This window comes from Conexibacter sp. W3-3-2 (assembly GCF_009707605.1).
Classification (GTDB): Bacteria; Actinomycetota; Thermoleophilia; order Solirubrobacterales; family Solirubrobacteraceae; genus Paraconexibacter; species Paraconexibacter algicola.
The window spans coordinates 2,148,064-2,171,770 of record NZ_WLYW01000001.1 but is presented as its reverse complement, the minus strand read 5'-3'; the positions used below and the strand labels follow the sequence as shown (position 1 = coordinate 2,171,770).

21 protein-coding genes are annotated in these 23,707 nt (G+C 75.8%); 8 read left to right on the top strand and 13 right to left on the bottom strand.

All coding sequences use genetic code 11. The features are described from left to right. The first annotated feature begins 104 nt into the window (after positions 1-104). The 3 genes from GKE82_RS10675 to GKE82_RS30715 are packed head-to-tail and all read left to right on the top strand — an operon-like array spanning position 105 to position 4,376. Positions 105-1,388 (top strand): cellulase family glycosylhydrolase, encoded by a 1,284-nt coding sequence (locus GKE82_RS10675; RefSeq protein WP_154733257.1) that lies wholly within the window; start codon positions 105-107, stop codon positions 1,386-1,388. A gap of 30 nt (positions 1,389-1,418) precedes the next feature. Then, positions 1,419-2,921 carry a polysaccharide biosynthesis tyrosine autokinase gene (locus GKE82_RS10670; protein ID WP_154733256.1) on the top strand — a complete coding sequence of 501 codons (1,503 nt, stop codon included), beginning with the start codon at positions 1,419-1,421 and terminating at the stop codon, positions 2,919-2,921. 6 nt (positions 2,922-2,927) lie between these two features. Continuing rightward, positions 2,928-4,376 (top strand): O-antigen ligase family protein, encoded by a 1,449-nt coding sequence (locus tag GKE82_RS30715; protein WP_154733255.1) that lies wholly within the window; start codon positions 2,928-2,930, stop codon positions 4,374-4,376. Between the two features lie 142 nt (positions 4,377-4,518). Here the strand turns inward: GKE82_RS30715 and GKE82_RS27000 are convergent, their stop codons facing one another. Further along, on the bottom strand, positions 4,519-4,710 hold the full coding sequence (locus GKE82_RS27000; protein ID WP_196189157.1) for a hypothetical protein: 192 nt from the start codon (positions 4,708-4,710) through the stop codon (positions 4,519-4,521). 251 nt (positions 4,711-4,961) lie between these two features. Between GKE82_RS27000 and GKE82_RS10655 the strand changes: the two genes are divergently transcribed. Continuing rightward, the gene (locus tag GKE82_RS10655) at positions 4,962-5,786 is read left to right on the top strand and encodes a CpsD/CapB family tyrosine-protein kinase (RefSeq protein WP_154733254.1); all 825 of its coding nucleotides are present in this window, start codon (positions 4,962-4,964) and stop codon (positions 5,784-5,786) included. A gap of 7 nt (positions 5,787-5,793) precedes the next feature. Here the strand turns inward: GKE82_RS10655 and GKE82_RS10650 are convergent, their stop codons facing one another. From GKE82_RS10650 to GKE82_RS10635, 4 genes are read right to left on the bottom strand one after another with little or no spacing between them, the layout of a single operon-like run. Continuing rightward, positions 5,794-6,879 carry a cellulase family glycosylhydrolase gene (locus tag GKE82_RS10650; protein ID WP_154733253.1) on the bottom strand — a complete coding sequence of 362 codons (1,086 nt, stop codon included), beginning with the start codon at positions 6,877-6,879 and terminating at the stop codon, positions 5,794-5,796. A gap of 41 nt (positions 6,880-6,920) precedes the next feature. Beyond that, a complete protein-coding gene (locus GKE82_RS10645; protein WP_196189156.1) occupies positions 6,921-8,384 on the bottom strand; it encodes a flippase in 1,464 nt (487 codons plus the stop codon). A gap of 2 nt (positions 8,385-8,386) precedes the next feature. Then, positions 8,387-9,601, bottom strand: coding sequence for a glycosyltransferase (locus tag GKE82_RS30710; RefSeq protein WP_154733251.1), 1,215 nt, complete (start codon positions 9,599-9,601; stop codon positions 8,387-8,389). Position 9,602: 1 nt separating this feature from the next. Then, positions 9,603-10,826 carry a glycosyltransferase gene (locus GKE82_RS10635; RefSeq protein WP_154733250.1) on the bottom strand — a complete coding sequence of 408 codons (1,224 nt, stop codon included), beginning with the start codon at positions 10,824-10,826 and terminating at the stop codon, positions 9,603-9,605. Positions 10,827-10,901: 75 nt separating this feature from the next. On the opposite strand from GKE82_RS10635, the gene GKE82_RS10630 reads away from it, so the two are divergent. The 3 genes from GKE82_RS10630 to GKE82_RS10620 are packed head-to-tail and all read left to right on the top strand — an operon-like array spanning position 10,902 to position 14,250. Then, positions 10,902-11,960 carry an NAD(P)-dependent oxidoreductase gene (locus GKE82_RS10630; RefSeq protein WP_199223827.1) on the top strand — a complete coding sequence of 353 codons (1,059 nt, stop codon included), beginning with the start codon at positions 10,902-10,904 and terminating at the stop codon, positions 11,958-11,960. Further along, positions 11,957-13,126 (top strand): DegT/DnrJ/EryC1/StrS aminotransferase family protein, encoded by a 1,170-nt coding sequence (locus GKE82_RS10625; RefSeq protein WP_154733249.1) that lies wholly within the window; start codon positions 11,957-11,959, stop codon positions 13,124-13,126. The genes GKE82_RS10630 and GKE82_RS10625 overlap by 4 nt, the downstream gene beginning before the upstream one ends. Next, on the top strand, positions 13,123-14,250 hold the full coding sequence (locus GKE82_RS10620) for a DegT/DnrJ/EryC1/StrS aminotransferase family protein (RefSeq protein WP_154733248.1): 1,128 nt from the start codon (positions 13,123-13,125) through the stop codon (positions 14,248-14,250). Before GKE82_RS10625 ends, GKE82_RS10620 begins: the two co-directional genes overlap by 4 nt. 31 nt (positions 14,251-14,281) lie before the next feature. Here GKE82_RS10620 and GKE82_RS10615 read toward each other — a convergent pair whose 3' ends face one another. The 4 genes from GKE82_RS10615 to GKE82_RS10600 are packed head-to-tail and all read right to left on the bottom strand — an operon-like array spanning position 14,282 to position 18,374. Continuing rightward, complete coding sequence (locus GKE82_RS10615) at positions 14,282-15,385, bottom strand: glycosyltransferase family 4 protein (protein ID WP_196189155.1); 1,104 nt, start codon at positions 15,383-15,385, stop codon at positions 14,282-14,284. A 14-nt stretch (positions 15,386-15,399) separates the two neighbouring features. Then, a complete protein-coding gene (locus GKE82_RS10610; protein WP_107566909.1) occupies positions 15,400-16,437 on the bottom strand; it encodes a DUF2334 domain-containing protein in 1,038 nt (345 codons plus the stop codon). Next, on the bottom strand, positions 16,434-17,642 hold the full coding sequence (locus GKE82_RS10605) for a glycosyltransferase (RefSeq protein WP_154733246.1): 1,209 nt from the start codon (positions 17,640-17,642) through the stop codon (positions 16,434-16,436). Before GKE82_RS10605 ends, GKE82_RS10610 begins: the two co-directional genes overlap by 4 nt. Positions 17,643-17,645: 3 nt before the next feature. Continuing rightward, positions 17,646-18,374, bottom strand: coding sequence for a sugar phosphate nucleotidyltransferase (locus tag GKE82_RS10600; RefSeq protein ID WP_154733245.1), 729 nt, complete (start codon positions 18,372-18,374; stop codon positions 17,646-17,648). Positions 18,375-18,508: 134 nt separating this feature from the next. On the opposite strand from GKE82_RS10600, the gene GKE82_RS10595 reads away from it, so the two are divergent. Next, entirely contained in the window at positions 18,509-19,378 is an 870-nt protein-coding gene (locus GKE82_RS10595; RefSeq protein ID WP_154733244.1) for a class I SAM-dependent methyltransferase, read from the top strand. Here the strand turns inward: GKE82_RS10595 and GKE82_RS10590 are convergent. The 4 genes from GKE82_RS10590 to GKE82_RS26995 are packed head-to-tail and all read right to left on the bottom strand — an operon-like array spanning position 19,318 to position 23,684. Beyond that, a complete protein-coding gene (locus GKE82_RS10590; protein WP_154733243.1) occupies positions 19,318-20,121 on the bottom strand; it encodes a ChbG/HpnK family deacetylase in 804 nt (267 codons plus the stop codon). The two genes, GKE82_RS10595 and GKE82_RS10590, sit on opposite strands and share 61 nt — an antisense overlap. Further along, on the bottom strand, positions 20,103-21,257 hold the full coding sequence (locus tag GKE82_RS30705; protein WP_154733242.1) for a glycosyltransferase family 4 protein: 1,155 nt from the start codon (positions 21,255-21,257) through the stop codon (positions 20,103-20,105). The genes GKE82_RS10590 and GKE82_RS30705 overlap by 19 nt, the downstream gene beginning before the upstream one ends. Further along, positions 21,250-22,470 carry a glycosyltransferase family 2 protein gene (locus tag GKE82_RS10580; protein ID WP_154733241.1) on the bottom strand — a complete coding sequence of 407 codons (1,221 nt, stop codon included), beginning with the start codon at positions 22,468-22,470 and terminating at the stop codon, positions 21,250-21,252. Before GKE82_RS10580 ends, GKE82_RS30705 begins: the two co-directional genes overlap by 8 nt. Then, a complete protein-coding gene (locus tag GKE82_RS26995; RefSeq protein ID WP_309233539.1) occupies positions 22,467-23,684 on the bottom strand; it encodes a glycosyltransferase family 2 protein in 1,218 nt (405 codons plus the stop codon). The genes GKE82_RS10580 and GKE82_RS26995 overlap by 4 nt, the downstream gene beginning before the upstream one ends. Between the last annotated feature and the right edge of the window lie 23 nt (positions 23,685-23,707).

The window sequence follows — 23,707 nt, the reverse complement described above, 5'->3', positions numbered from 1 at the left end:
CGGCCGGCCCGGTCCTGCACGGCGACGACCGCGGCGACGCGGCGGCGCGCCGACCGCGACAAATGACCGAAACCAAGAGGGGGTGGCGGTGTTGATGTCCGCGCATGAACGCGCTCCGCTCCCCCCGCCCACGGTCCGTGCTGCTCGGCGCAGCCGCCGCCCTCGCCGGCCTGCTGGCCGCCCCGGCCGCCCACGCGGCCCCGGTCACCGGGGTCACGATCGCCCCGATCCGTGCCGCGGAGAACCGCGTCGAGATGGTCCGGGACCTCGACGAGGCCCGCGCCCTCGGGGCGAAGGTCGTGCGCACGGAGATCCGCTGGGACCTGCTCGAGCCGACGCAGGGGACCTACGACGCCGCCTACCTCGCGCGCCTGGACGACGTCTTCGCCGCCGCGAAGGCCCGCGGCATCCGCGTCCTCGTCACCTTCCTGGGGTCCCCGTGCTGGACCTCGACGGCGCCGCAGCTCACCGCGGGCTGCTCGGGCACCGTGCCGCAGGACGCGCCGTTCCACCCGCCGTCCGATCCCGCCGCCTACGGGCGCGCGGCGGCGTTCCTGGCGCAGCGCTTCACCGGCACGCTCGGCTGGATCGAGATCTGGAACGAGCCCGACCACGCCAACCAGGTCTACTGGGGCGGGGCGGACAAGGCCAGGACCTACGCGGGGCTGCTGAAGGCCAGCTACCCCCTGATCCGGGCGGCGGCCCCCGACGTCAAGGTGCTCGGCGGCGCGATCGTCGGCGCCAACGGCGCGTTCCTGAAGGCGCTCTACGCCAACGGCGCCAAGGGCAGCTACGACGCGCTCTCGGTCCACTACTACGACCTCGTGCTCGCCTCGATCCGCGCGATCCGCGAGACCCAGCGCGCGGCCGGCGACCGCGCCCCGCTGTTCCTCGGCGAGTTCGGCTGGACCAGCTGCCGGCCGAAGAGCACGGAGGGCGGGCACGCCTGCGTCACCCAGGGCGTGCAGGCCGCGAACCTCCGCGACACGTTCCGGCTGCTGCGCTCCGCCTCCTACGTCCAGGGCGCGCTCGTCTACAACCTGCGCGACACCGCCCAGTACCGGTTCGGGCTGCTCTCCACCACGCAGAAGCGCAAGCTCGCGTTCGCCGCCGCGCGCACCGCGTTCGGCGGCGGCGGGACCGCCGCGCGCGTCACGCTGCGGCTGCGCCGCTCGGGCGGCACGGTGATCGCCAGCGGCAGCGGCCCGGCCGGCGACGCGCTCGGCCTCGAGGTCCGTCAGGGCGGCCGCCTGCGCTACACCGCCACCCTGCGGCAGGCCCGCGACCGCAGCTACCGCGTGCGGCTCCCGCGCCAGCTCGGCACCCGCGGCCTGCAGGTCCGCGTGCGGCAGTTCTGGTCGGGATCCAGCGCGACGAAGCGCATCTGACCGGCGACCGCTTCGTAGACTGCGCGGCGCATGAGCACCCCGACGAACGAGCCTTCGGCGTCACTCGCCGCGCTTCGCGTCCTGCGCGAGCGGCGGTGGATGGCGCTCCTCGTCACGGTCGCCGTGGTGGTCGTGTGGGTCGGCCTCGCCGCGACCCAGACCAAGCAGTACGAGGCGACCAGCACCCTGCTCCAGGGCCAGTCGCAGCTGCAGGGGCTGATCAACCCCAGCGCCCAGGCCTCCGAGGACACCACCCGGGACGCCTCGACCAACGTGCTGCTGGTCCGCTCGGTCGCCGTCGCGCAGCGGGTCAAGCGCGCGCTCCGCGCGCCCGAGAGCCCCGAGGAGCTGCTGGACCGCGTCGACGCCGTCGCGGAGCCCGACGCGGACATCATCACGATCACGGTCACCGATCCCTCGGCGGACCGCGCCAAGCGCCTCGCCGACGCGTTCGCCGACCAGTTCGTCGCCTTCCGCGCCGAAGCCGACCGGCGGCAGATCGCCGACGGCCAGGACCTCGTGCGCCGCCGCCTCGCCGCGCTGCCGCAGACCGCGACCGCGGAGCGCGCGCAGCTCGAGCAGACCCTCCAGACGATCAACGCGCTGTCCGCCGTCACGACCGGCGGCGCGCAGGTCGTCGACCGGGCGACCGTCCCCACCTCCGCGGCGTCCCCCGACCTGCGCCGCTCGGCGCTGCTCGCCCTGCTCCTCGGGCTCGTGCTCGGGCTGGTCCTGATCTACCTGATCGACCTCTTCGACCGGCGCATCAAGGCGGGGGAGGACTTCGAGGCGCTCTACCGGCTGCCGGCCCTGACGACGATCCCGGAGCGCCCGCGCGACCCCGCCACCCAGCGCGACCGCAGCCTCGCGCTCGAGCCGTTCCGGATCCTGCGCAGCAGCCTCGGGACGCTCGAGCGGGACCGCCCGATCCGCGTGGTGCTCGTCACGAGCGCCGTGCCCGGGGAGGGCAAGTCGACGACGGCCGCCGGGCTCGCGCGGGCCGCGGCGCTGTCCGGCCAGCAGGTCGTGCTCGTCGAGGTCGACCTGCGCCGGCCGACGTTCCAGGACCAGTTCGACCTCGCCGGGGACCCGCGCGGCCTGACCACCGCGCTGATCGGCGGCACGCCGGTGGACACGCTCGCGCGGCAGGTGCTGCCCGGCCTGACGACGCTGCGGGTGCTGCCCTCCGGGCCGACGCCGCCCAACGCGGCCGAGCTGCTGCGGTCCCCGCAGATGGGCCGCGTGCTCGACGACCTCGCCGCCACCGCGGACCTGATCGTGCTCGACGCGCCGCCGCTGCTGCCGGTCGCCGACTCGCAGGTGCTGCTCGACCGGCCGGAGATCGACGCGGTGCTGATCACGGCCCGCGCGTACCACACGACCCGCGAGGAGGTCCGGCGCACGCGTGCCGTGCTCGACCGCTTCCCGGGCGCGCGGGCCGGTCTCGTGGTCAACGGGGTCCGCGTGCTGGACGCCGGCTACGACTACTACGGCAGCGGCCAGTCGGGCACGGGCCGGCGCGTCCCGGTCTGAGGTCCGGTGGCGACGCCCAGCCTCACGGCCGTCCGTCCCGGGGACGTCCGCGTCGGTCCGCTGCCCGTCCTGCTCGCCGGTGCCCTCGCGGTCGGGTTCGTCGGGGCGGCGGTGGTCGCCGGTCCGCTCCTGGCGGTGCTCGGGCTCGTCGCGCTGGCCGCCGCGGTCTTCCTGCTCGGGCATCCGGGCTGGGCGGTCGCGGTCACGGTCGGCGTCCTGATCGGGGCGGAGGCGACGCGCGAGTGGGGCGTCCCGGCGTTCGAGACGCTCTACACGCCGACCGCGGTGACGCTCAGCCCGGTGAACCTGCTGACGCTCCTCGCCGTCGCCGCGGTCGTCCTCGACGGGATCCGCCGGGAGGTCGGCTTCCGCGGCGTCGCGCCGTTCGGGCTCGCGCTCGGCCTCGTCGCGGCGGCGCTGGTCTTCGGGACGCTGTACGGCGTCCTCGGCGGGAAGGCGATCCCGTACACGATCGTCTCGACGATCCAGACGACCGCCCCGCTGTTCACGATGCCGTTCCTCGTGGTGCACGTCGTGCGCACCGACGAGCAGCTGCGCCGCGTGCTGCGGGCGATCCCGGTCATCGCGCTCGTCAAGGCGCTCGCCGGGTTCGTCGTCGTCTTCGGCGGGCTCGGCGCGGTGTCGACGGGCCTGGGACGCATCACGTACTACGAGCCGGCCACGAACTACCTGTTCGTCCTCTTCCTCCTGGGCATGCTCGCGGCGACCCTCGCGGGGGTCCCGACGAGCCGCCTGGCCCGCCTCACGGTCCCGGTCGTCGTCGCCTGCATGGTGCTCTCCTACCGGCGCTCCTTCTGGCTGGCGGCGATCGCCTGCCTGCTCGTGCTGCTGCTGCTCGGCTCCGGCCGCGAGCTGCGCCGGCTGCTGCCCGTGGTCGTCGTGCTCGTGGGGCTGACCGGGTACGCGGCGTTCACCGGCGGCCTGCTCGGCGGGTCCGACAGCGAGGTCGTGCAGCGGGCGCAGTCGCTCTCGCCGCAGAAGGTCAGCCGCAACGACCAGGACCGCTACCGGCTCTCGGAGCGGCGCAACGTGCTGCTCGCGCTCGAGCGGGAGCCGCTGACCGGGATCGGCGTCGGCGTCGACTGGCCGACCCGCTACCCGCTGCCGTTCGAGGGCCAGGATCTGCACCAGTACGCGCACTTCGGGCTGCTGTGGTGGTGGATGAAGGCCGGGGTGCTCGGCGGGCTCGCGTACCTCGCGGTGCTCGGGTCGGTCCTGTGGACCGGACTGCGCGTCTGGCGCCGCCACGGCGACCCGCTCGTGCGCTGCGCCGCGCTGGCGGCCGCGGTCGGCGCGATCGGCTTCGTGATCGTCGAGCTCGCCGCGTCGATCATGGGCTCCGACGAGCGCGGCACCGCGGTCCTCGCGCTGAGCATGGGCCTGCTCGCGGTCGCCTACCGCGGGCTGCCGTCCCGGGCGGGGAGCGCCGCGTGACCGGCCCGGGCCCGACCGCGGCGACCCCCACCTCGCTGGAGAACGCGTGGCGGCTGCTGCGCGCCCGCTGGTGGATCCTCGCGCTGTCCGCCGCGGTCGTGGGCGGCGTCTTCGTCGCGCGGGCGGTCACGACCGAGAAGACCTACACGGCGACCGCGACCGTCCTCGTGCGCCAGTCGAGCCTGCTGACCCTGATCGACCCGGGCGCGCGGCCGCCGGATCCGGCCCGGGCCGCGGCGACGAACCTGCTGCTCGCGCGCTCCAACGACGTCGCCGAGCTCGTGCGCGCCTCGCTGCGCTCGCCGCTGGACGTCTCGGGGCTGCTGGACCGCATCGACGTGACGAACGAGCCCGACACCGACCTGCTCGAGCTGACGGCCAGCGACCCGGACCCGGAGGGCGCGGCCCGGCTGGCCAACGCGTTCGCCGACCAGTTCGTCGTGTTCCGCCGCGCGAGCGACCGGCGGCTCGCGGGGGGGGGGGGCGCGCACGCTGCAGCAGCAGCTGGCCGCCCTGCCCGACGGGGACTCCCGGGAGCGACGCGAGCTGCTGCAGGCGCTGCGCAAGGTCCGGGCGCTGCAGGCGGTGACGACGGGGGACGTCGAGGTCGCGAGTCGCGCCAGCGCCTCGTCCACGCCCGCCGCCCCGCTGCCCAAGCGCTCGGCGGTCGTCGGCGTCACCCTGGGGCTCGGGCTCGGCGCGCTCGTCGTCGTGCTGCTCGAGCTGCTCGACCGGCGGCTGCGCCGCCCGGAGGAGGTGGCGGCCCTGACCGGGCTGCCGGTGCTCGCGACCGTCCCGACCGAGCCCGACGGCCCAGCCCGCCTGGACGCGCTGCGCATCGTCCGCAGTGGCCTCGAGGCCCGCGCGCCGGACGCGCGCACGGTGCTCGTCACGAGCGCGGTGGCCGGGGAGGGCGCCTCCGCCCTTGCCGGGGAGCTCGCGCGCGCCTACGCGCTCGCGGGGCTGCGCGTCGCGCTGGTCGAGATGGACCTGCGCCGTCCCACCATGGCGACCCGCTTCGACCTGCCCGCGCCGGGGCGCGGCCTGACCACCGCGCTCGTCGGCGGGCTGCCCGTGCGGGAGCTGGTGCAGCCCGCCATCCCCGGGCTGCGCTCGCTGGTCGTCCTGCCCGGCGGGCCGCCCGTGCCCAACGCGCCGGAGCTGCTGCGCAGCGCGGCGCTCGGCGCCGTCCTCGACGAGCTGCACGCCCTCGCCGACGTGCTCGTGCTCGACGCGCCGCCGCTGCTGCCGGTCGCCGACGCGCGCGTGCTGCTGGACCGCGACGAGGTCGACGCCTGCCTCGTCGTCGCCCGACTGGGACGCACGACCGACGACGAGGCGCGCCGCATGCGCGCGGTCCTCGCCGCCCGTCCCGGGGTGCCCGCGGCGCTCGCGGTCCTCGGGGACTGACCGCGGCTCAGCGGCCGGCGCGGCGCAGCACCGCGGCCGCCGGCTTCTCCCGGCCGTCGAGCTCCAGCAGGCCGAAGGCGCCCTCGCGCAGCGGCTCGCCGCTCGCGGGCCGGAAGTCGAACAGGGCGTACGCGAACAGGGCGCGGACCCAGCCGCGGTAGCGGCCGCCCGCGGCGCGGATCGCCTGCTCGAGGTAGCGGGCCTGCTGCGCGCGGGACACGCACGCCGGGCGCTGCGGGCAGGTGGGCCAGCCGATCTCGGTGATCCAGACCTGGTCGGTCGGACCCCCGACGGTGCGCAGGTCCTCGCGGATCAGCTCCATCCGGCGCAGGTCCTTGGAGGCGCCGGCGGCGGCGGTGCCGATCGGCGCGCCGGGGGAGTAGGGGTGGACGGCGACCCCGTCGTAGCTCTCGGCCAGCTTGGGCACTGCGGCGTGCACGTCGCGCACCCAGCGGCGGAACGTCCCGTCGGGCGTCTTCCACTCGTACTCCATCGCGGCGAGGACCCTGGCGCGCGGGTGCGCGGCGTGGATCGCGTTGCCCGCCGCCTGGACGAGCCGCGCGTAGGTGCCCGCGTCCTGGCGGTCGGCGGCGAACTGGGGCAGGAACGGCTCGTTCCACAGCTCGAACCAGGCCATGGCGAAGCGGCGGTCGAGGTCCGGGTTGGCCCGCCAGAAGGCCCCGTCGGGCCCGTACCGGCGCACGACGTCCCGGGCGAACGCCGCGTAGCGGCGCGGGTCGGTCGGGATCGTCGTCGGGTCGGGGGCGGCCCACCGGGGCGTGCCGATGAGCAGCGGGAGGATCCGCAGGCCGCGGCGGGTCGCCGACGCGACGAGCCGGTCGGTGCGCGCCCAGCGCCGCGTGCCGCGGACGGGCTCGACCTCGTTCCAGCGGATCTCCTCGCGCAGCCAGCCGGCGCCGAGGTCGCGGGAGCGACGCTGCATCGCCGCCATCTGCGTGCCCCAGTCCAGCGTGTTGGACACCAGCCCCAGCCGGGGGACGGTGGGCAGCGGCTCGCCGTCGGAGGCGGCGCAGCCGAGCGTCCCGAGGGTGAGGGCGGCGGGGAGCAGGACGAGCAGTCGCAGGCGGCGCATCTCCCCGAGTGTCCGTCCCGGCGGACGGTCGGTGCGCCGGTTCATCCGCCGAGACGGCCGCGGACGGCCCCGACGGCGCGCGTGACGTCGGAGCGGGGGACGGCCCGCAGCGCCAGCACGGCGGCCGGGTAGCTCAGCGCGGCGGTGATGACGAGGACCGCGAGCGGGGCGCCCGCGCGCTCCGCCGCCGCGACGGCGACGCCCATCACCGCGGCGGCCGCGGCGATCCGCAGCAGCGGCACCAGGGCGGGCCGCATCCCGACCCGCCCGACGAGCGTCGCGCGGGCGGCGAGCCCGCAGACGAGCACCTCGGTCGCGAGCGTCGTCCAGGCGGCGCCGACGTACCCGTGGTCGGGGATGACGAGCAGGTTCGCGACGACGTTGAACAGGAGCCCGGCGAGCGCGATCCGCACGAAGATCCGCTGGGCGTCGACGACGATCGCCATGAAGCCCATGAGGTAGCCGAACGCCACCAGCACGTAGGCGCCCATGAGGATCGGCAGCGCCGCGCCCGCGTCCTGGAACTCGGCGCCGAACAGGGCCCGCACGACCTGCTCGGGCGCGACGACGGTGAAGGCGAGGATCGGCGCGGAGGCGAGCAGCAGCAGCTCGAGGATGCGCTGCGCGAGCCCGTGGATGCGCGGCCGGTCCCCGGGCCAGGCGGCCGCCAGCAGCGGGAACGCGGTGGTCATCACCGCGGAGGGGATGAACTGCAGGCGGTCGAGCAGGATGTACGCGCTGCCGTAGAGGCCGGCGTCCCGCTCGCCGGCGATCTCGAGCACCATGACCTGGTCGATCTTCGCGTAGGCGGTCGTCAGCGCGGTGCCGATCCCGACGACGAACCCGATCCGCACGAGCCGCCGGGCGCGCGCGACGAGCTCCCCGCCCTGCAGGTCGAGCTCGCGCAGCGCGAGGACGACCATCAGGCCGGTGGTCGCGACCTGGATCGCGAGGAAGCTGGCGGCGAACGCGACGAGCCCGCCGTCGAGGACCGCGAGCAGGACGATCGCCGCGAGCCACGCGACGCTGTTGACGGTCATCACGACGATCGGGACGTCGTTGCGCACGCGCAGCTGGAAGATGGTCCGCAGCGACATCGGCGCCCCGGCGAGGATCGTGCCGCTGACGAGCGCCCCGGCGAGCGCCATGGTCCCGTCGGTCGAGACGGCGAAGCAGATGGCGGCCGCCAGCAGCGAGGCGGGCAGCGCGATCGCGCAGCGCACGAGCAGCAGCGCCGTGATCCAGCGGGCCTCGTCCTCGCGCTCCTGGGCGGCGAGCCGGACCGCGGAGGGCTCGAGCCCGAACTCCCCGGCGACGCCGACGAGCGTGGCGACGGCGAGGATCGTCGCCCACTGGCCGTTGCCCTCGATGCCGAGCGCCTGGACGAGGACGACCGTGGCGACGACGCCGAGCGCGAGGTTCCCGAACCGCCCGACGAGCTGCACGAGCACGTCGAGCGCCGCGCGGCCGCGTCCGGCCTCCAGGGCGTCCTGCTCGCCGGTCACGCTCAGCCCCGCAGCGCGGCCAGCGCGTCGTCGATGAACGCCTCGGAGGCGTCGAGGTAGCGTTCCCAGCCGTGCCGCTCGGCGGCCTGCGCGGCGGCCGCGACGCGCCGCGCGGTGCCCTGCGCGTCGGTGAGGGTGCGGTGCAGGGCCAGGGCGCAGCCGTCGGCGTCGCCGGCGTCGAACAGCAGGCCCTCGACGTCGTCGTGCACGAACTCGGGGATGCCACCGGCGCGCGACGCGACGAGCGGGACGCGCGCGGCCGCCCCCTCGATGCTGACGAGCGGGTACGGCTCGGGCCACACCGACGGCACGACCAGCGCGTGGGCGGCGCCGAGCTGCGCGCCGACCCCGTCGGCGTCCAGCGGCCCGCGGTCCTCGACGAGGTCGGTGACGCCCTCCTGCGCGGCGACGCGCGTCGCGAACGCGGGCCCGTCGACGCCGTCGGGCCCCGCGAGGACGAGCCGTGCGGTGACGCCGTGCCGGTCGCGCAGCCGGGCGACCGCGCGGACGGCGACGTCGGCGCCCTTCATCGCGTCCTTGCGGCCGAGGAAGAGGACGGTCGGCGTGGCGGCGGGCTCGCGGGGGAGCGCGGCGAGCTGCGGCAGCTTGCGCGAGGTGGAGTGCAGGACGGTCTCGTACGCCACGTCCACCGCGGCCGGGGCGGGCGCCATGCCGCGGATCGCGGCGGAGTTCCACGAGATCGCGGCGCGGAACCGTCGGTCGGGGTCGTGGCGCAGCCGCGGGTGCCGGTTCAGCGCGCGCATCGCCGTGCCCCAGAGCCGGTCGCGCGGGCCGTCCTCGCCGCCCCGCAGGTGGGCGCCGAAGCGGTCGGCGCGCAGGACGTCCGCGAACCAGTGCTCGCAGACGCGGAACGCGAGCGGCACGTCGGCGTGCGCGAGCGCGCCGAGCGCCGTGTCCGGCAGGCACGAGCCGTTCCAGACCCACACGAGGTCCGGCCGCACCCGCTCGAGCACCCGGCGGGTCTCGCGCCCCCCGGCGAACGCGCCGGCGGGGGCGCGCAGCGTCCCCGACAGGTCGTGGTCCAGGAACGGGAGCGTGGCGGTGACCCCGGGGCGCGGGGCGGGGTCGTCGAGCGTCGAGGTCAGCACGTGGACGTCGTGGAGCTCGCGCAGCCGGTCGACCACGCCGCTGCACTCGACCTCGTACCCGCCGCGCACCACCGGCGGGTAGATGTTCGAGACGACGAGGATCCGCACGTCAGCCGCCGGCGGCCAGCTGGTCCCCCGACCCGAGCAGCCGCCCCAGCTGCGCCATCCGCGACTCCCACGAGAACTGCTGGACCGACGCGGACCGCGCGGCGCGCTGCGCCGGGGAGTCGGCGGCCATCGCCGCCTCGATCCGGTCGACCATCTCCTGGGCCGTGGCGACCTTGTCGATCAGGTCGACGTCGGCGAGCGCGGGTAGGGAGGTGGAGACGACCGGCAGGCCCGCCCCGAGGTACTCGTAGGTCTTCATCGGGAAGACGCTGCGCATCTCGCCACCGGTGTGGTACGGCATGATCGCGACCGCGCCGCCGCGCAGCACCTCCGGCAGCTGCTCGTACGGGCGGTGGCCGAGGAGGTGCACGTTGGGCAGGTCCTTCAGGCCGTCGACGTTCGTGGTCGGGTCCCCGGGACCGATCGGGCCGACGAACGCGAAGCTCCAGCCGGGACGCAGCGCCGACAGCTCGCGCACCAGCGGGATGTCGATCTTCGACGCGATGATCGCCCCGACGAAGACGACGCGCGGCTCGGGCAGGGCGGCGACCGCCGGGTCGACCGGGCCGTCCTGCAGCGCGGTGGCGAACAGCGCCGTGTCGGCGACGTTGAACGCCTCGTGGACGTTGTCGTTGAGCGTGCGCATGCGCTCGGCGAGCTCGGGCGCGCTGGCCATCACGACGTCCGCGCGGCGGGCGAACCGCTCCTCCGCGGCGCGGAAGCTGTCGGCGTCGATGCCCTTCTTCGCGGCGTGGTCGTCGTCGACGTAGTAGAGGACGGTGCGCGGCTGCAGCGGCTCGAGCAGCACCTCGGCCTGCGGGACGAACGTCCACAGCACGACGTCGCGCAGCCCGAGCCGGCGGACGGCACGACGCACGAGGCGCGGCAGCACGAACGCGTTGAAGCGCTTGGCCCACGCGAGGTGGTGGATCGGCAGGACCAGCGGCGACAGCACGTGGACGCCGTCGACCTCGCGGGCCGGCATGACGCCGCGTACGAGCCGGCGCGCCATCCGCTTGAGGTCGCGGCCGGCGACCTGCGGGCGGCGCAGGCCGAGCGACTCGACGAACAGGATCCGGTTGTGCTCCGCGAGGCGGATCAGCAGGTGCTGCTCGTTGGTGAGCAGGTCCTTGCCCCAGTCGGAGAAGCCGACGCAGACGATGTCGCGCCCGCGCAGGGGCGGATCGTCCGGCGGTCCGGACCGGGGGTGCGCCGACGAGGTCATCCCCAGGATTCTCGCACGCGGGTGCGCGCGAGCGACGGCCGCGGATGGGCGGACGGGCGTACCGTCGTGCGACACATGACTTCCGACGTCTACGACCTCGGTCTACGATCCACTCGAGACCGGCACCCGGACGCCGGCGGACCCCAAGGAGACGTGATGGTCGAGACGGTGCTGGTCACGGGAGGAGCCGGATACATCGGCGCCCCGCTGTGCGAGGAGCTGCTGGCGCAGGGCAAGGCCGTCCGCGCGCTGGACAGCCTGCTGCACGGGCAGGCCGACATCGCCGCGGACCTGCGGGCCAAGGGCGTCACGCTCGTCGAGGGGGACCTGCGCGACCAGGCCGCCCGCGCCGAGGCCCTGCAGGGCGCCGACGCGGTCGTCCACCTCGGCGCGATCGTCGGCGACCCCGCCTGCGCGCTGGACCCGGAGCTCTCCGAGGACGTGAACGTCCGGGCCTCCCACGACCTCATCGACGAGGCGGCCGCCGCGGGCGTGCAGCGCTGGATCATGGCGTCGACCTGCTCGAACTACGGCCGCATGGCCGACCCGACCGTGCCGATCACCGAGGAGGGGGAGTTGGCCCCGGTCTCGCTCTACGCGCGCCAGAAGGTCGGGGTCGAGCAGCGGCTGATGACCGAGGACTTCGGGCAGATGATCCCGACCTGCCTGCGGTTCGCGACCGTGTACGGCGTCGCGCCGCGCATGCGCTTCGACCTGACCGTCAACGAGTTCACCCGCGACCTGTGGGCCGACCGCGAGCTCGAGGTGTTCGGCGAGCAGTTCTGGCGGCCGTACGTGCACGTCAAGGACGCGGGGCGCGGGGTCGTCGCCGCCCTGACCGCCGACCCGGCGATCGCCGGCAAGCAGGTCTTCAACGTCGGCCGCTCGGGCGAGAACTACCGCAAGCTCGACCTCGTGCACGAGATCGGCCGGCAGACCGACCGCGGCACGGTCAGCTACGTCAAGCGCGACGAGGACCCGCGCGACTACAAGGTGAGCTTCGACAAGATCCGCGAGGTGCTCGGCTTCGAGACCCTCATGACCGTGCCCGACGGCATCGGCGAGATCCTCCGCGGTCTCGACGAGGGCGTCTTCGGGGACCCGTTCGCCGGGAAGTTCAAGAACATCCCGTGAGCGCGGGCGGCTTCCCGGAGATCCCGCTCTTCGACCTGCGCCTCGAGCCGCAGGACCTTGAGGCGGTCGCCCAGACCCTGCGCTCCGGGTGGCTGACCCTCGGGCCGCGCACGCAGGAGTTCGAGGAGACGTTCGCCGCGCACCTCGGCGTCCGCCACGCGGTGGCGGTCAGCTCGTGCACCGCGGCGCTGCACCTCGCCTACCTCGCCGCGGGGGTCGGCCCCGGGGACGAGGTGATCGTGCCCGCGTTCACGTTCGCCGCGACCGCCGCCGCCGTGCTCTACGCGGGCGGCACGCCGGTCTTCGCCGACATCCGCGGGCTCGAGGACCCGTCGATCGACCCGCAGGACGTGGCGCGCAGGATCACGCCGCGCACGAAGGCGGTCGCGTGCGTGCACTTCGCCGGGTACGCGGCCCCCGTGCAGGAGCTGCAGGCCCTGTGCTGCGAGCACGGGCTCGCGCTGATCGAGGACGTCGCGCACGCGCCCAGCGCGACGGCGGGCGGGCGCAAGCTCGGCTCGTTCGGCCTGGCGGGCGCGTTCAGCTTCTTCTCGAACAAGATCCTCTCGGTCGGCGAGGGCGGCCTGCTGTCCACCGACGACGACGCGGTCGCCGAGCAGGCCCGGGCGCTGCGCTCGCACGCGATGACCTCCGGGACCTGGGCGCGGCACACCGGCGCGACCACGACCTACGACGTCACCGGCCTGGGCTTCAACTACCGCCTGGACGAGCCGCGCGCCGCGTTGCTGTCGAGCCGCTTCCGGCGGCTCGAGGACGACATCGCGCGCCGGCGCGTGCTGACGCGCCGGTACCGCGAGCTGCTCGGCGCGGTCGAGGGCGTCACGCTGCCCTACCGCGACGAGGACGTCGACACGTCCTCCTGCTACGTGCTGCCGATCATGGTGGCGCCCGAGGTGCAGGGCCCGCTGCGGATCGCGCTGCGCGAGAAGCACGGCGTGCAGACCTCGCTGTTCTACCCGTCGGTGCACGAGTTCACCGCGTACCGCGAGCGCTTCGCGGGCGTGTCGCTGCCGCGGGCCGAGCTCGCGTCGCGGTGCGAGGTCACGATCCCGCTGTTCCCGCACCTCACCGAGGAGCAGCAGGACCACGTCGTGCGGTCGATCGACCAGGAGCTGCGGGCGCTGCGCGCCGGGGTGTCGCGATGAGCTGGACCGTCCCGCTGACCGACGTCGTCGTGGCGGAGGAGGACGTCGAGGCGGTCCTCGCCTGCTACCGCGACGGCTGGCTGACGATGGGGCCGCGCACCCAGGAGCTCGAGCGGCGCTTCGCGGAGCTCGTCGGCGTGCAGCACGCGGTCGCCGTCTCGTCGGGCACCGCGGCGCTGCACCTGGCGCTGCTCGCCGCGGGGATCGGGCCGGGGGACGAGGTGCTCGTCCCGGCGCTGACGTTCGTCGCCGGGGCCGCGGCGGTCCGCGCGTGCGGCGGCGTGCCGGTGCTCGTCGACAGCGTCGGCCCGCACGACCCGAACCTCGACCCGCAGGACGCGGCGGCGCGCGTCACCGCCCGCACCCGCGCGATCCTGCCGACGCACTTCATGGGCTACGCGTGCGACCTCGCGGCCGTCCGCGCGCTCGCCGACGAGCACGGGCTGCGCGTGGTCGAGGACTGCGCCCAGGCGGTGCTGGCGCGGGACGCCGACGGCGCCCGGGTCGGGTCGCGCTCCGACGCGGGCTGCTTCAGCTTCTTCTCCAAGAAGCAGCTGTGCGTCGGTGAGGGCGGGATGGTCACCACCGACGACGAGACGCTCGCCGCGAAGGTGCGGTCGCTGCGCTCGCACGCGATGACCTCGGTCACGTGGGACCGTCACCGCGGGCACGCCGAGAGCTACGACATCCTCGACGTGGGGTTCAACTACCGCCTCGACGAGCCGCGCGCCGCGCTCGGCCTCAGCCGGCTCGGCCGCCTCGAGGCGGACCTCGACCGTCGCCGCGCGATGACGCAGGCCTACCGCCAGGCGCTCGCGGGGCTCGACGGGGTGCTCGTCCCCTGGGACGACGACGCGCTCGTCGAGCGCGCGACGCACTTCTGCTTCGCGGTGCTGCTCGAGGACCTCGCCACGCGCGACCGGGTCCGCGAGGAGCTCGCCGCGCGCGGCATCCAGACCACCTGGTATCCGGCGCTGACGATGTTCAGCGGCTACGCCGACGCGGGATCGCGGCCGCGCGCGGAGGCGATCGCAGCGCGGCACACGGCGCTGCCGCTGTCCTCGTCGTTCGGCGCGCGCGAGGTCGACCTGGTCATCGGCGCGCTGCGCGAGATCCTCGCCTGAGCGGCGCGGCCGTCGTCGCCCCGGCAGCCGGTCAGCCGCTCGCGCCGGCGTCGCGCATGAGCCCCTCGAGGAGCTCGGCGACGACGGGCGCCGCGTAGGTCCGCTCGGCGTAGGCGCGCGCGGCGTCCCCCTGGCGGGGCCCGAGCTGCGGGTCCTCGAGGTAGCGGCGCAGCAGCGCGACGAGCGCGTCCGGGTCGTTCTCCGGGGAGGAGATCGCCCCGAAGTCCGCGTGGATCATGTCGTGCACGCCCTCCGCCCCGGTCGACAGGCAGGGGCGCCGGGCGAGCATCCCGAGGATCACCGCGCGCGGCTGCCCCTCGGTCGGGGACGGGCAGAAGACGCTGACGTCGAAGGCGCTGAGGACGTCGCCGACGTCGCCGCGCGGCGTGTCGATGACGTGCAGCCGGTCCCCGAGCGGCGCGCCGAGCTCGCGCAGCTGCGCCTCGGTCTCGCCGCTGCCGGCGAGGATCAGGTGGACGTCGTCGGGCAGCCGCATGACCGCGTCGACGACGACGTCGTTGCGCTTCTTGACGTGGAAGCGCGAGATGCAGCCGACGACGAACGCGTCCGCCGGGATGCCGAGCCGCTCGCGCACGCGGGCGCGACCCTCGGGCGAGCAGTCGATCTCGTCGGTGCGCAGCACGTTGGGGACGACCACGACCTCCTGCGGCGGAATCCCGACCGCGCAGACGGAGTCCTTCGTCCCCTGCGAGATCGCGAGCACGAGGTCGGCGCGCTCCCCGGCGGCGAGGTACATCCGTCGGGGCAGGCCCTTGCGCAGCGGGAACGGGACCGGCCCCCACTCGCACCACACGAGCGTCGCGCGCAGCTCGCGGGGGAGCCAGCGCGCCATCAGCTGCTCCTTCTTGTAGTGGACGAGCAGCACGTCGTAGGGCGCCTGCGCCTCGAGCGCGCGGCGCAGCCGCCGCACGTACGGCACGAACCGCAGCATCAGCGAGCCCCAGGTGCGCACCGACAGCTTCGGCCCGATCGCGATCGGCTCGACGCGCACGCCGGTGCCGCGTCCGATCCCGGGGTCGTCGCTGAGCATCACGCAGTCGTGGCCGCGGGCGACGAGCGCGTCGAGCATCTCCACGGCCGCGAACTCGGCGCCGCCGGGGGACGTGGTCGTCATCACCGAGACGATCTTCATCCGGCGTCCCCCTGCGCGGCGAGCGCCCCGACCTTGCCGCTCATGTCGGCGGCGGCGAGGAACTCCTCCCACGGGCGCGCGTCGGCCCCGAGCTCGGCGCAAAGCGCCTCCAGCGCGGTCCAGCCGTCGTCGGCCTCCCAGCCCCAGTGCAGCACGATCGGGTGCCACAGGTCGGCGCCCTGCTCGCGCAGCGCGCGGACCGCGGGCAGCACCTCGCTCGCGCGCCCGTACAGGGGCGCGTAGGCGGGCAGGTACACGGCGTCCGCACGCCACAGCGGGGTGCGGTGGAAGCCGAGGTGCGCGACGGACTCGGGGCCACCGGTGACGACGTCGAAGCGGTCGGCCATCAGCCCGTACTGACGGCGGCCGAAGCGGTTGTAGGGCGGCACGAACACGTCGGCGTGCAGCGCCTCGTCGCGCAGCACCCCGGCGGCGGCCTCCAGCCGCTGCACGGTGTCGTCGTCGTCGAGGCCGAGGAACTCGGAGTGCTTGCGCGGGTTCGCCGAGCGGGTGCGGTGGTCGAGGCCGTGGACGCCGAACGCGACGCCCTCGCGGCGCAGCGCGGCGAGCGTGTCGAGCTCGTCCTGCGTGTGGGGGCGCCACTCGTCGACGTCGGGGTCCAGCGGCTCGCGCGGGACCCACGGGACGACCGCGAGCAGGTAGGCGACGCCGGCGTCGCGCAGCGTGCGGTGGAAGCGCGCGAACACGTCGGTCCCGTAGGTGTCGGGCCGGTCCCATGCGCGGTAGTGGGGGAACTCGTCGACGCGCACCAGGAACCGCGGCGCGCGCGGCCGGTCGCTGCCGAGCACCGCGTCACGGGCGGCGAGCAGCGGCGCGACGACGTGCTCGTCGTAGCCGAGGTTGCCGTTGCGCAGCTGCACGCGCTGCAGCGTGCGGCTCGGCAGCGACGGCACCGGCATCGAGCGGACGGCCTCGAGCACGGCGGGGTGGTCGAGGTCGCGCGGGGCGAGCGTGCCGTCCGCGAGCTCGGCGGCGAACAGCAGGCAGGCGGAGCGCCATTCGTCCTGGGTCACGCGGAGGCTCCGGGGAGGTCGTCGAGGGCGTCGCGGATCTGCACGAGCCGATCGTCCCACGAGTGGCCCGCCGCCGCGGCGGAGCGGGCGCGCCGCTCCTGTGGCCCGTCGGCGGCCAGGGCGTCCTCGACGGCGGCGACGGTTGCGGGGACGTCGGCGGCGAACGCGATGTCGGGGACCTCGGCGATCGACGGCAGCGGCGTCGACACGACCGGCAGGCCGGCGGCGAGGTACTCGTAGACCTTCATCGGGAAGATCGAGTCGGTCAGCGGCGAGCGCCGGTAGGGGATCAGCGCGACGTCCGCGGCGCGCAGCACCGCGGGCAGCTCCTCGTAGCTGCGCGCGCCGAGCAGGTGCACGTTGGGAAGGTCGGTCAGGCGCGAGATGTCGGCGGCGGGGTCGCCCAGGCCGACGGGCCCGACGAGCGCGATCGACCAGCCCGGCCGGGCGCGGGCGACCCCGGCGAGCAGGTCGACGTCGAGCTTCTTGGCGGCGACCGCTCCGGTGAACACCAGGCGCGGGCCGGGGAGCGCGGCGACCGGGCCGTCGACCGGTCCGGGCCCGAGCGCGGCGGCGAACGCGGCGACGTCGGCGACGTTCGGCGCGTCGACGACGCGGTCGTTGAGGTCGCGCATCCGGGCGGCGAGGATCGCGGAGCTGGCGAGCACGAGGTCGGCGCGGGCGGCGAAGCGGTGCTCGGCGTCGACGTAGACGGACGCGTCGATGCCGTCCTGCGCGCCGATGTCGTCGACGCAGTGGTAGACGACGAGGTCGGGGGAGACGACGTGCAGGAGGATCTCCGCCTGCGGCACGTACCCCCACAGCGCGCGGCGGCCGCGCGGGCCCGGGAACGCGCGCCGCACCGCCCGCCGCACGAGCTGGGCGAGCAGCCGGCCGTTGAGGGCGCGCGCGACGCGTGAGCCGTGGAACGGCAGGACCATCGGCGAGAGCACCCAGACGTGCCCGCCGTGCGGCGAGTCGATCCGGCGCGCGGGCCGCAGCCCGCGGACGAACCGGCGGCGCATGCGGCGCAGGTCGCGGCCGGTGAGCGTCGGGCGGCGCAGCCCGAGCGACTCGATGAACAGGACGCGGTTGTCCGCCGCCAGGCGGGACATGAGGTGGTGCTGGTTGGTCCACAGCTCGCTGTCCCACTCGGCGAAGCCGACGCAGACGATGTCCAGCCCGTGGGGCCGGTCCTCGTCCATCGCTCAGGCGCCTCCGGGCAGCAGGCGGTCGACGAGGCGCTCGTAGTCCTCCTGGGCCTGCTCGTAGTCGCCGGGCCGGCCGATGTCGAGCCAGAAGTCCTCCGAGCGCCAGCCGCGGACGACCTCGCCGGCGGCGACGAGCCGCAGCATGTGGTCGGGGAAGTCCAGGCGCACGCCGGGCTCGATGTACTCGATCGCCTTCGGGGAGAAGCAGTACACGCCCATCGAGGACTCGTAGCGGTGCGTCGGCTTCTCGGAGTAGTCGGCCAGGCGCGTGTCGTCGGTCGCGTCGAAGTGCAGGACGCCGAGCGAGACCTCGACGGTGCTCACGCGGGTGGCGATCGTGGCGACCGCGTCGCTCGCCTCGTGCCGCGCGAGCAGCGCGGCGTAGTCGAGGTCGGTGAGGACGTCCCCGTTCATGACGAGGAACGGCTCGTCACGCAGCCCGTCGATCAGCGCGAGCGCGCCGACCGTCCCGAGCGGCTCCTCCTCCCGGAAGTAGTCGATCCGCAGGCCGTAGCGCTCCCCGTTGCGGCAGTACGCCTCGATGAGCTCGGCGAGGTGGCCGGTCGCGATCGTGACGTGCTCGAAGCCGTGGTGGCGCAGCTGGCGCAGCACGATGTCGAGGATCGGCCGGTCGCCGACCGGCATCAGCGGCTTCGGGAGGGTGACGGTGTAGGGGCGGAGCCGGGTGCCGAGGCCACCGGCCAGGATGATCGCGCGTCTGCTCATGGACCTTGGACGCCGGCGGTGCGCGCGGGGCGCGGCCGGATGACGGATGGACGACCCCCTGGCGCTGCGACACATGTCCTGCGTGGCGGTCGGACGCTAGGGTACGCGACCCGCCCGCTCGCGGGCGCTCCCCGATGAAGCAGCAGCTCAAGGCACTGATGGGCGAGGGCGCGCGCCGGCGGCTGCGGCGCCTCGGTCGCCTGCGCTGGATCACGAAGGCGGGGGTGCTGCGCCGCCACGACGTGCGACTGCGCACGAGCCCCGTGACCTGGCTGCGCTACGTGCTGCTCGACCCGGAGGTCGACACGTTCACCTACCGGCTCGACAACGTCGACGAGCTCGTCGCCGTGCTCGCGGCGCAGACCGGGCTGCCGGCGGCGCAGCTCGCCGCCCACGCCCGGGAGGTCGAGACCGACGAGGAGCTGACCCGCGGCCTGGCGCGCCGCACGCGCCGGCGCCTGGACGTCAAGCGCCGGCTGCATCCGGTCGGCCACCACCTCGCGGCCTGGGTCCTGGTGCGCGCCCGCCGGCCCGCCCTGGTGGTCGAGGCGGGGGTGCTCGACGGGCTCGCCTCGCTGGTGGTGCTGCGGGCGCTGGAGCGCAACGCGCAGGAGGGCGCGCCGGGGCGGCTCGTGAGCCTCGACGTCATGCCGGGCGCCGGGTCGCTCGTCGCGCCGCACCTGCGCGAGCGCTGGGCGCTCCACGTCGCGGACTCGCGCACCGGGATCCCCGCGGCGGTCGGGGAGGAGCGCGTGGACCTGTTCGTCTCCGACTCGCTGCCCGACAGCGCGCACGTGCGCGCCGAGCTCGACGCCGTCCTGGCCCGGGCCGCCCCGACGCTCGACGTGATCCAGGTGTGGGGACAGCTCGACGCGCTGCACGACCTCGGCCGCGAGCTGGGCGTCCCGGTCACGGTGTTCCGGGAGCGGCCGCGCGGCCACTTCTACCCGGGCAACCGCATCGCGCTGGCGCGCCTGCGCGACGACGGCCGCAGCGCCCCGTAGTCCCCGGCGCGCGCCGCCGCGACGAAGGCGCGCCAGTCGTCGGCCAGCAGCAGCGGCAGCTCGTCGGGGAAGCCCGGGTGCACCATCACCTCCACGGTCCGTCCGCGCGCGGCGGCGAGCGCGGCGTCGAGGCCGGCGCCCCCGAGGGCGGGGTGCACGTCGGCGATCGCCCAGAACCGGCTGGTCGTGGTGAACCGTCGCCGCATCAGCGTGGCCTTGGCGGTCGACGCGAGGGCCTGCGGGGTGCGCGGCGCGCCCGCGCCGGGCGGAGCGCTGCGCGTCTGCCGCACCCGCGTCCCCCGCGGGAGGGCGGGGCTGAGCAGGACGTCCGGGCAGACGTGCACGTGGTGGTGGGAGTCGACGTGCCCGGGCGGCGCGCCGTAGAGGCGCCGGTGCTCGGCGAGCTGGACGGCGATCTCGGCGGCGACGTCACGCCGGACCGCGCGCGTGTACCGCCAGCGTCGTCGCGGCAGGTCGGCGAAGTGCGCGCGCAGCCGCGCGTGCCGGGCGGCGTGCTCGGCGCCGACGCCGGGGCCGTCGAGCGCCTCGGTGAGGTTGAGGTGCAGCCCGGTCGGCAGGCCGCGCTCGCGCGCGAGGGTGGCGGCGCGGACGCTGTCGGCCATGAAGACCATGCCGGTCGTCGAGGTGATCGCCCCGGCCGCGTGGGCTCGCGCGATCGCGTCGGTGACCGCGACCGAGGCGCCCCAGTCGTCGGCGTTGACGATCAGGAGCTCGTCGCCCACGGGCGCAGCCGCTCCACGACGGAGGTGATCGAGTACTCGGCCAGGGCGAGCTCGCGCGCGGCGGTCGCCATCGCCGGGTCGCCCCCGGCGGCGAGGACCTCGCCGACGGCGGCGGCGAACGCCGCGGCCCCGTCGGCGACCCGGTAGTGCACCCCGGGGGTGCCGCGCAGCCCGGCGGCCCCGCGCGGGGTGGTGACGACGGTCCGCCCGTGCGCGAGCGCCTCGACGAACTTCAGCGGCGAGCCGCCGCCGGTCAGCAGCGGCACGGCGACGCAGGTGCTGGTCGCGTAGAGCGGCCCGATGTCCGGCACGAACCCCGGCAGCTCGACCCCGGGCGGCGGGGCGGTCGCGTCGAGGCCCAGCGCCCCGGCGGCGTCGCGGCCGGCGAGCACGAGCACGGTGCCGGGCCGGGCGGCGCGCAGCAGCGGCGCGATCTCCTGCAGCAGGAACCGGCCGGCCTCGACGTTGGGCGGGTAGGTCCAGTCGGCGAGCAGCAGCACGCGCCCCGGCCCGCCGGCGGGTGGCGGGGAGGGGCTGACCGCCTCCGCGTCGACGACGTTGGGCACGAGCCGCAGGGTCGCGCCGGGGCACAGCTCGCGCGCGCCGGCCATGTCGGCCTCGCTGACCATCCACGACTCGCCGACGCGGGCGAGCAACCGGCGCTCGAAGCGTCGCAGCAGCGCCGGGCTGCCCATGTCCCCGATGTCGGCGCGCAGCTGCGCCTCGAGGTTGTGGGCGTTGTAGGTCACGCGTGCGCCGAGGCCGTGCAGGGCGGCGGCGCAGACGGGCCCGTCGGCGACGACGTGCCCGCGGTCGGGCGTGGCGGCGAGCCGCCGGGCGGCGCGGACGAGCTCGGGGGAGACGCCGCGCGCGAAGCCGTCGGGCACGCCGCGGGCGCGGGTGGCGGCGTAGGCGAGCGCGCGCCGGGCGCCGCGCGAGGGCGCCGCCGCGTGGAGGGTCACGCCGGCCATCGCGCGGTACTCCTCGCCGGGCTCGAGCACGCCGCGCTGCGGGTACAGGACGTCGACCGGGCCGAGCTGCGCGAGGGCGCGGACGACGCCGTGGACGCGCAGGGCGCGGCCGGAGCCCAGGCGCGGGGCGTCCTCGGTGACGAACAGGGTCCGTCGCTCAGGCACCGGCGCCTCCCCGCGTGCGGTGGGCGCGGACGGCGTGCAGGGCGTCGGCGACGGGCGTGGTGACGGGCACGGGCGCATGGTGGCCGACCCGGGCGACGGCGCGTCGCGCGAGCGGGGTCAGGCGGGCGGGGACGACGAGCGCGTCGACCTGTCGCACCTGTCGCTCGGCGTCGAGGCCGCGGGTCAGCGCGAGCGCCGCCGCGCCGGACAGCGGCCGGACGCGGACGCCGGCGGCGGTGACGGCCGGCCCGTCGCCGGGGGCGTGCCCGACGACGACGGTCTCGGGGCAGGGGGTCAGGAGCGCGGTGTCGGCGCCGCGGTCGGCCGCCTCGTGCAGCCAGGCGCAGATCGCGCGGGTGCTCGCCGCGTCCGTCGCCACGCCGACGAGCCGCAGCGGCCCGCGCGGCGGCGGCTCGAGCGAGAAGTGCGCGCCGGAGCCGTCGGGGTGGCCGGTGTCGCGGCGCAGCGCGAGCACCCACACGCCCGCGTCGGCGACGGCGTCCAGCGCGACCTTCAGCACGCCGCGCCACCCGTCGCGCCAGGCGCGGTCCACGAGCAGCCGGTACGCGGTCTTGGCCAGCGGCCGGGCGAGCACGCCGACGAGGACCGCGCGGGGCGTGCGCGCGGGGGTGAACTGGGAGGCCTCCAGGCGCGTGTAGGCGCGCAGGTCGGCGAGCGCCGCGCGCAGCGTCGGGGCGAGCTCGTGCTCCATGTCGTGCCGCATCGCCCACGCGGGCGTCGTCGCCCACAGGCCCTCGTGGACGGTGCGCCGCTCGTCGTGCCGGTAGGCGCCGCGGCGGAACAGGCGGTAGCGGTAGCACGGGTACTTGATCGCCGGCTCGAGCCAGCCGCCGAGGTACTCGTGGCGCATCGGCAGCGCGACGATGTCGTGGCGCGGGTCGTGGGCGTCGAGGAACGCGCGGATCTCGCGGGCCAGCGCGGGCGTGATCCGCTCGTCGGCGTCGACCTCGAGGATCCAGTCGCCGTGCGCGTGGTCGATCGCGACGTTGCGCTGCGCGGCGAACCCCGGCCAGCCGCGCTGCACGACGACCGCGCCCGCGGCCCGGGCGATCTCCACGGTCCGGTCGGTGGACCCGGAGTCGACGACCACGACCTCGTCGCAGAACGCGACGCTCCTGAGCGCCCGGGGCAGCAGCCGCTCCTCGTCACGGACGATCAGGCAGGCGGTGATGGTGGGACGGGGCGTGCTCACGGACCGGGGGAGGGACGCACGGCGTCGACCTGGGGGGCGGCGGGCGCGTCCAGGTCCCCGGCCACGGGGCCGCGCGCGACGAGCCGCAGGGCGAGCCGGGTGGCCCGTCGGGCGTCGTCGGCGGCGACGACGAGCTCGACGGGGCGGACCTGCTCCTCGCGGTCCAGGGCGCGCCCGATCGCGACGGGCCCGCGTCCGGCGAGCGCCTGCACGCGGACGGCGTCACGGACCCAGGGCGGGGCGGCGGCGTCGAGGTCGACGGGCGCGACGGGCGGCGGCACCAGGAGGGTGGCGTCGGCGCCCGCCGCGGCCGCCTGCGCGAGCCAGGCGGTGACGCGCTGCGCTCCGCCGGCGCTGGTCGCGACGCCGACGACCCGCACGGCGGACACGGCGGGGAACCGCTCGCTGTAGTGGCCGGCGGTCGCGTCCGCCGCGCCGTCCGGCCCGGTGCGCCGCGCCGCGCGGGCCGCGAGGACCCACACGGCGGCGTCGGTCCCGGTGTCCAGGGCGATCCGCGCCGCGCCGCGCCAGCCGTCGCGCCAGCCGCCGTCGAGCGTCAGCCGGTAGGCGGCCTTCACCAGCGGTCGCGCCACGACGCCGCGCACGAGCGCCGTGACGGAGAGCTGCGGGCGGAACTGGGCGGCGTCGAGCTTCGCGTAGGCCCAGGTGTCGCGCAGCGCCTCGCGCCATGTGCCGGCCAGCTCGTGCGTGATGTCGCCGCGGGCCGCCCACGCGGGCGTGGTCGGCACGACCTCCTCGTGCACGGTGCGCGTCTCGTCGTGCTCGTAGGCGCCGAGGGCGAACATCCGCCGGCAGTAGCTCGGGTACTTCATCGAGTCGCGCAGCCAGCCGCCGAGGAAGCGGTTGCGGCGCGGCAGCGACAGCAGCGGGAAGCGGTCGGGCAGGGTGGGGTGGTCGAGGAAGGCGCGCAGCTCGGCGGCGAGCTCGGGGGTCACGCGCTCGTCGGCGTCGATCTCGACGACCCAGTCGCCGGTGGCGTGGCGCAGGGCGACGTTGCGCTGCCGGGCGAACCCGGGCCACGGGTTGTGGACGACGGTGGCGCCGGCGGCGCGGGCGAGCTCGACGGTGCGGTCGGTGGAGCCCGAGTCGACGACGACGATCTCGTCGCAGAACGCGAGCGAGGCGAGCGCGGCGGGCAGCCGCTCCTCCTCGTCCAGGGTGATGAGGCAGGCGCTGAGACGCCGTCGGCTCACGGTACCCTCACGGGGTGTCCCCG

What these genes read in the sequence shown, in the direction of transcription:
- GKE82_RS10675 (WP_154733257.1), top strand. Translation starts at nt 105, where the DNA reads ATGAACGCGCTCCGCTCCCCCCGCCCACGGTCCGTGCTGCTCGGCGCA.
- GKE82_RS10670 (WP_154733256.1), top strand. Translation starts at nt 1,419, where the DNA reads ATGAGCACCCCGACGAACGAGCCTTCGGCGTCACTCGCCGCGCTTCGC.
- GKE82_RS27000 (WP_196189157.1), bottom strand. Translation starts at nt 4,710, where the DNA reads ATGCGGTCCAGCAGCCCCGAGACGTCCAGCGGCGAGCGCAGCGAGGCG.
- GKE82_RS10650 (WP_154733253.1), bottom strand. Translation starts at nt 6,879, where the DNA reads ATGCGCCGCCTGCGACTGCTCGTCCTGCTCCCCGCCGCCCTCACCCTC.
- GKE82_RS10635 (WP_154733250.1), bottom strand. Translation starts at nt 10,826, where the DNA reads ATGACCTCGTCGGCGCACCCCCGGTCCGGACCGCCGGACGATCCGCCC.
- GKE82_RS10630 (WP_199223827.1), top strand. Translation starts at nt 10,902, where the DNA reads ATGACTTCCGACGTCTACGACCTCGGTCTACGATCCACTCGAGACCGG.
- GKE82_RS10620 (WP_154733248.1), top strand. Translation starts at nt 13,123, where the DNA reads ATGAGCTGGACCGTCCCGCTGACCGACGTCGTCGTGGCGGAGGAGGAC.
- GKE82_RS10615 (WP_196189155.1), bottom strand. Translation starts at nt 15,385, where the DNA reads ATGACGACCACGTCCCCCGGCGGCGCCGAGTTCGCGGCCGTGGAGATG.
- GKE82_RS10605 (WP_154733246.1), bottom strand. Translation starts at nt 17,642, where the DNA reads ATGGACGAGGACCGGCCCCACGGGCTGGACATCGTCTGCGTCGGCTTC.
- GKE82_RS10600 (WP_154733245.1), bottom strand. Translation starts at nt 18,374, where the DNA reads ATGAGCAGACGCGCGATCATCCTGGCCGGTGGCCTCGGCACCCGGCTC.
- GKE82_RS10595 (WP_154733244.1), top strand. Translation starts at nt 18,509, where the DNA reads ATGAAGCAGCAGCTCAAGGCACTGATGGGCGAGGGCGCGCGCCGGCGG.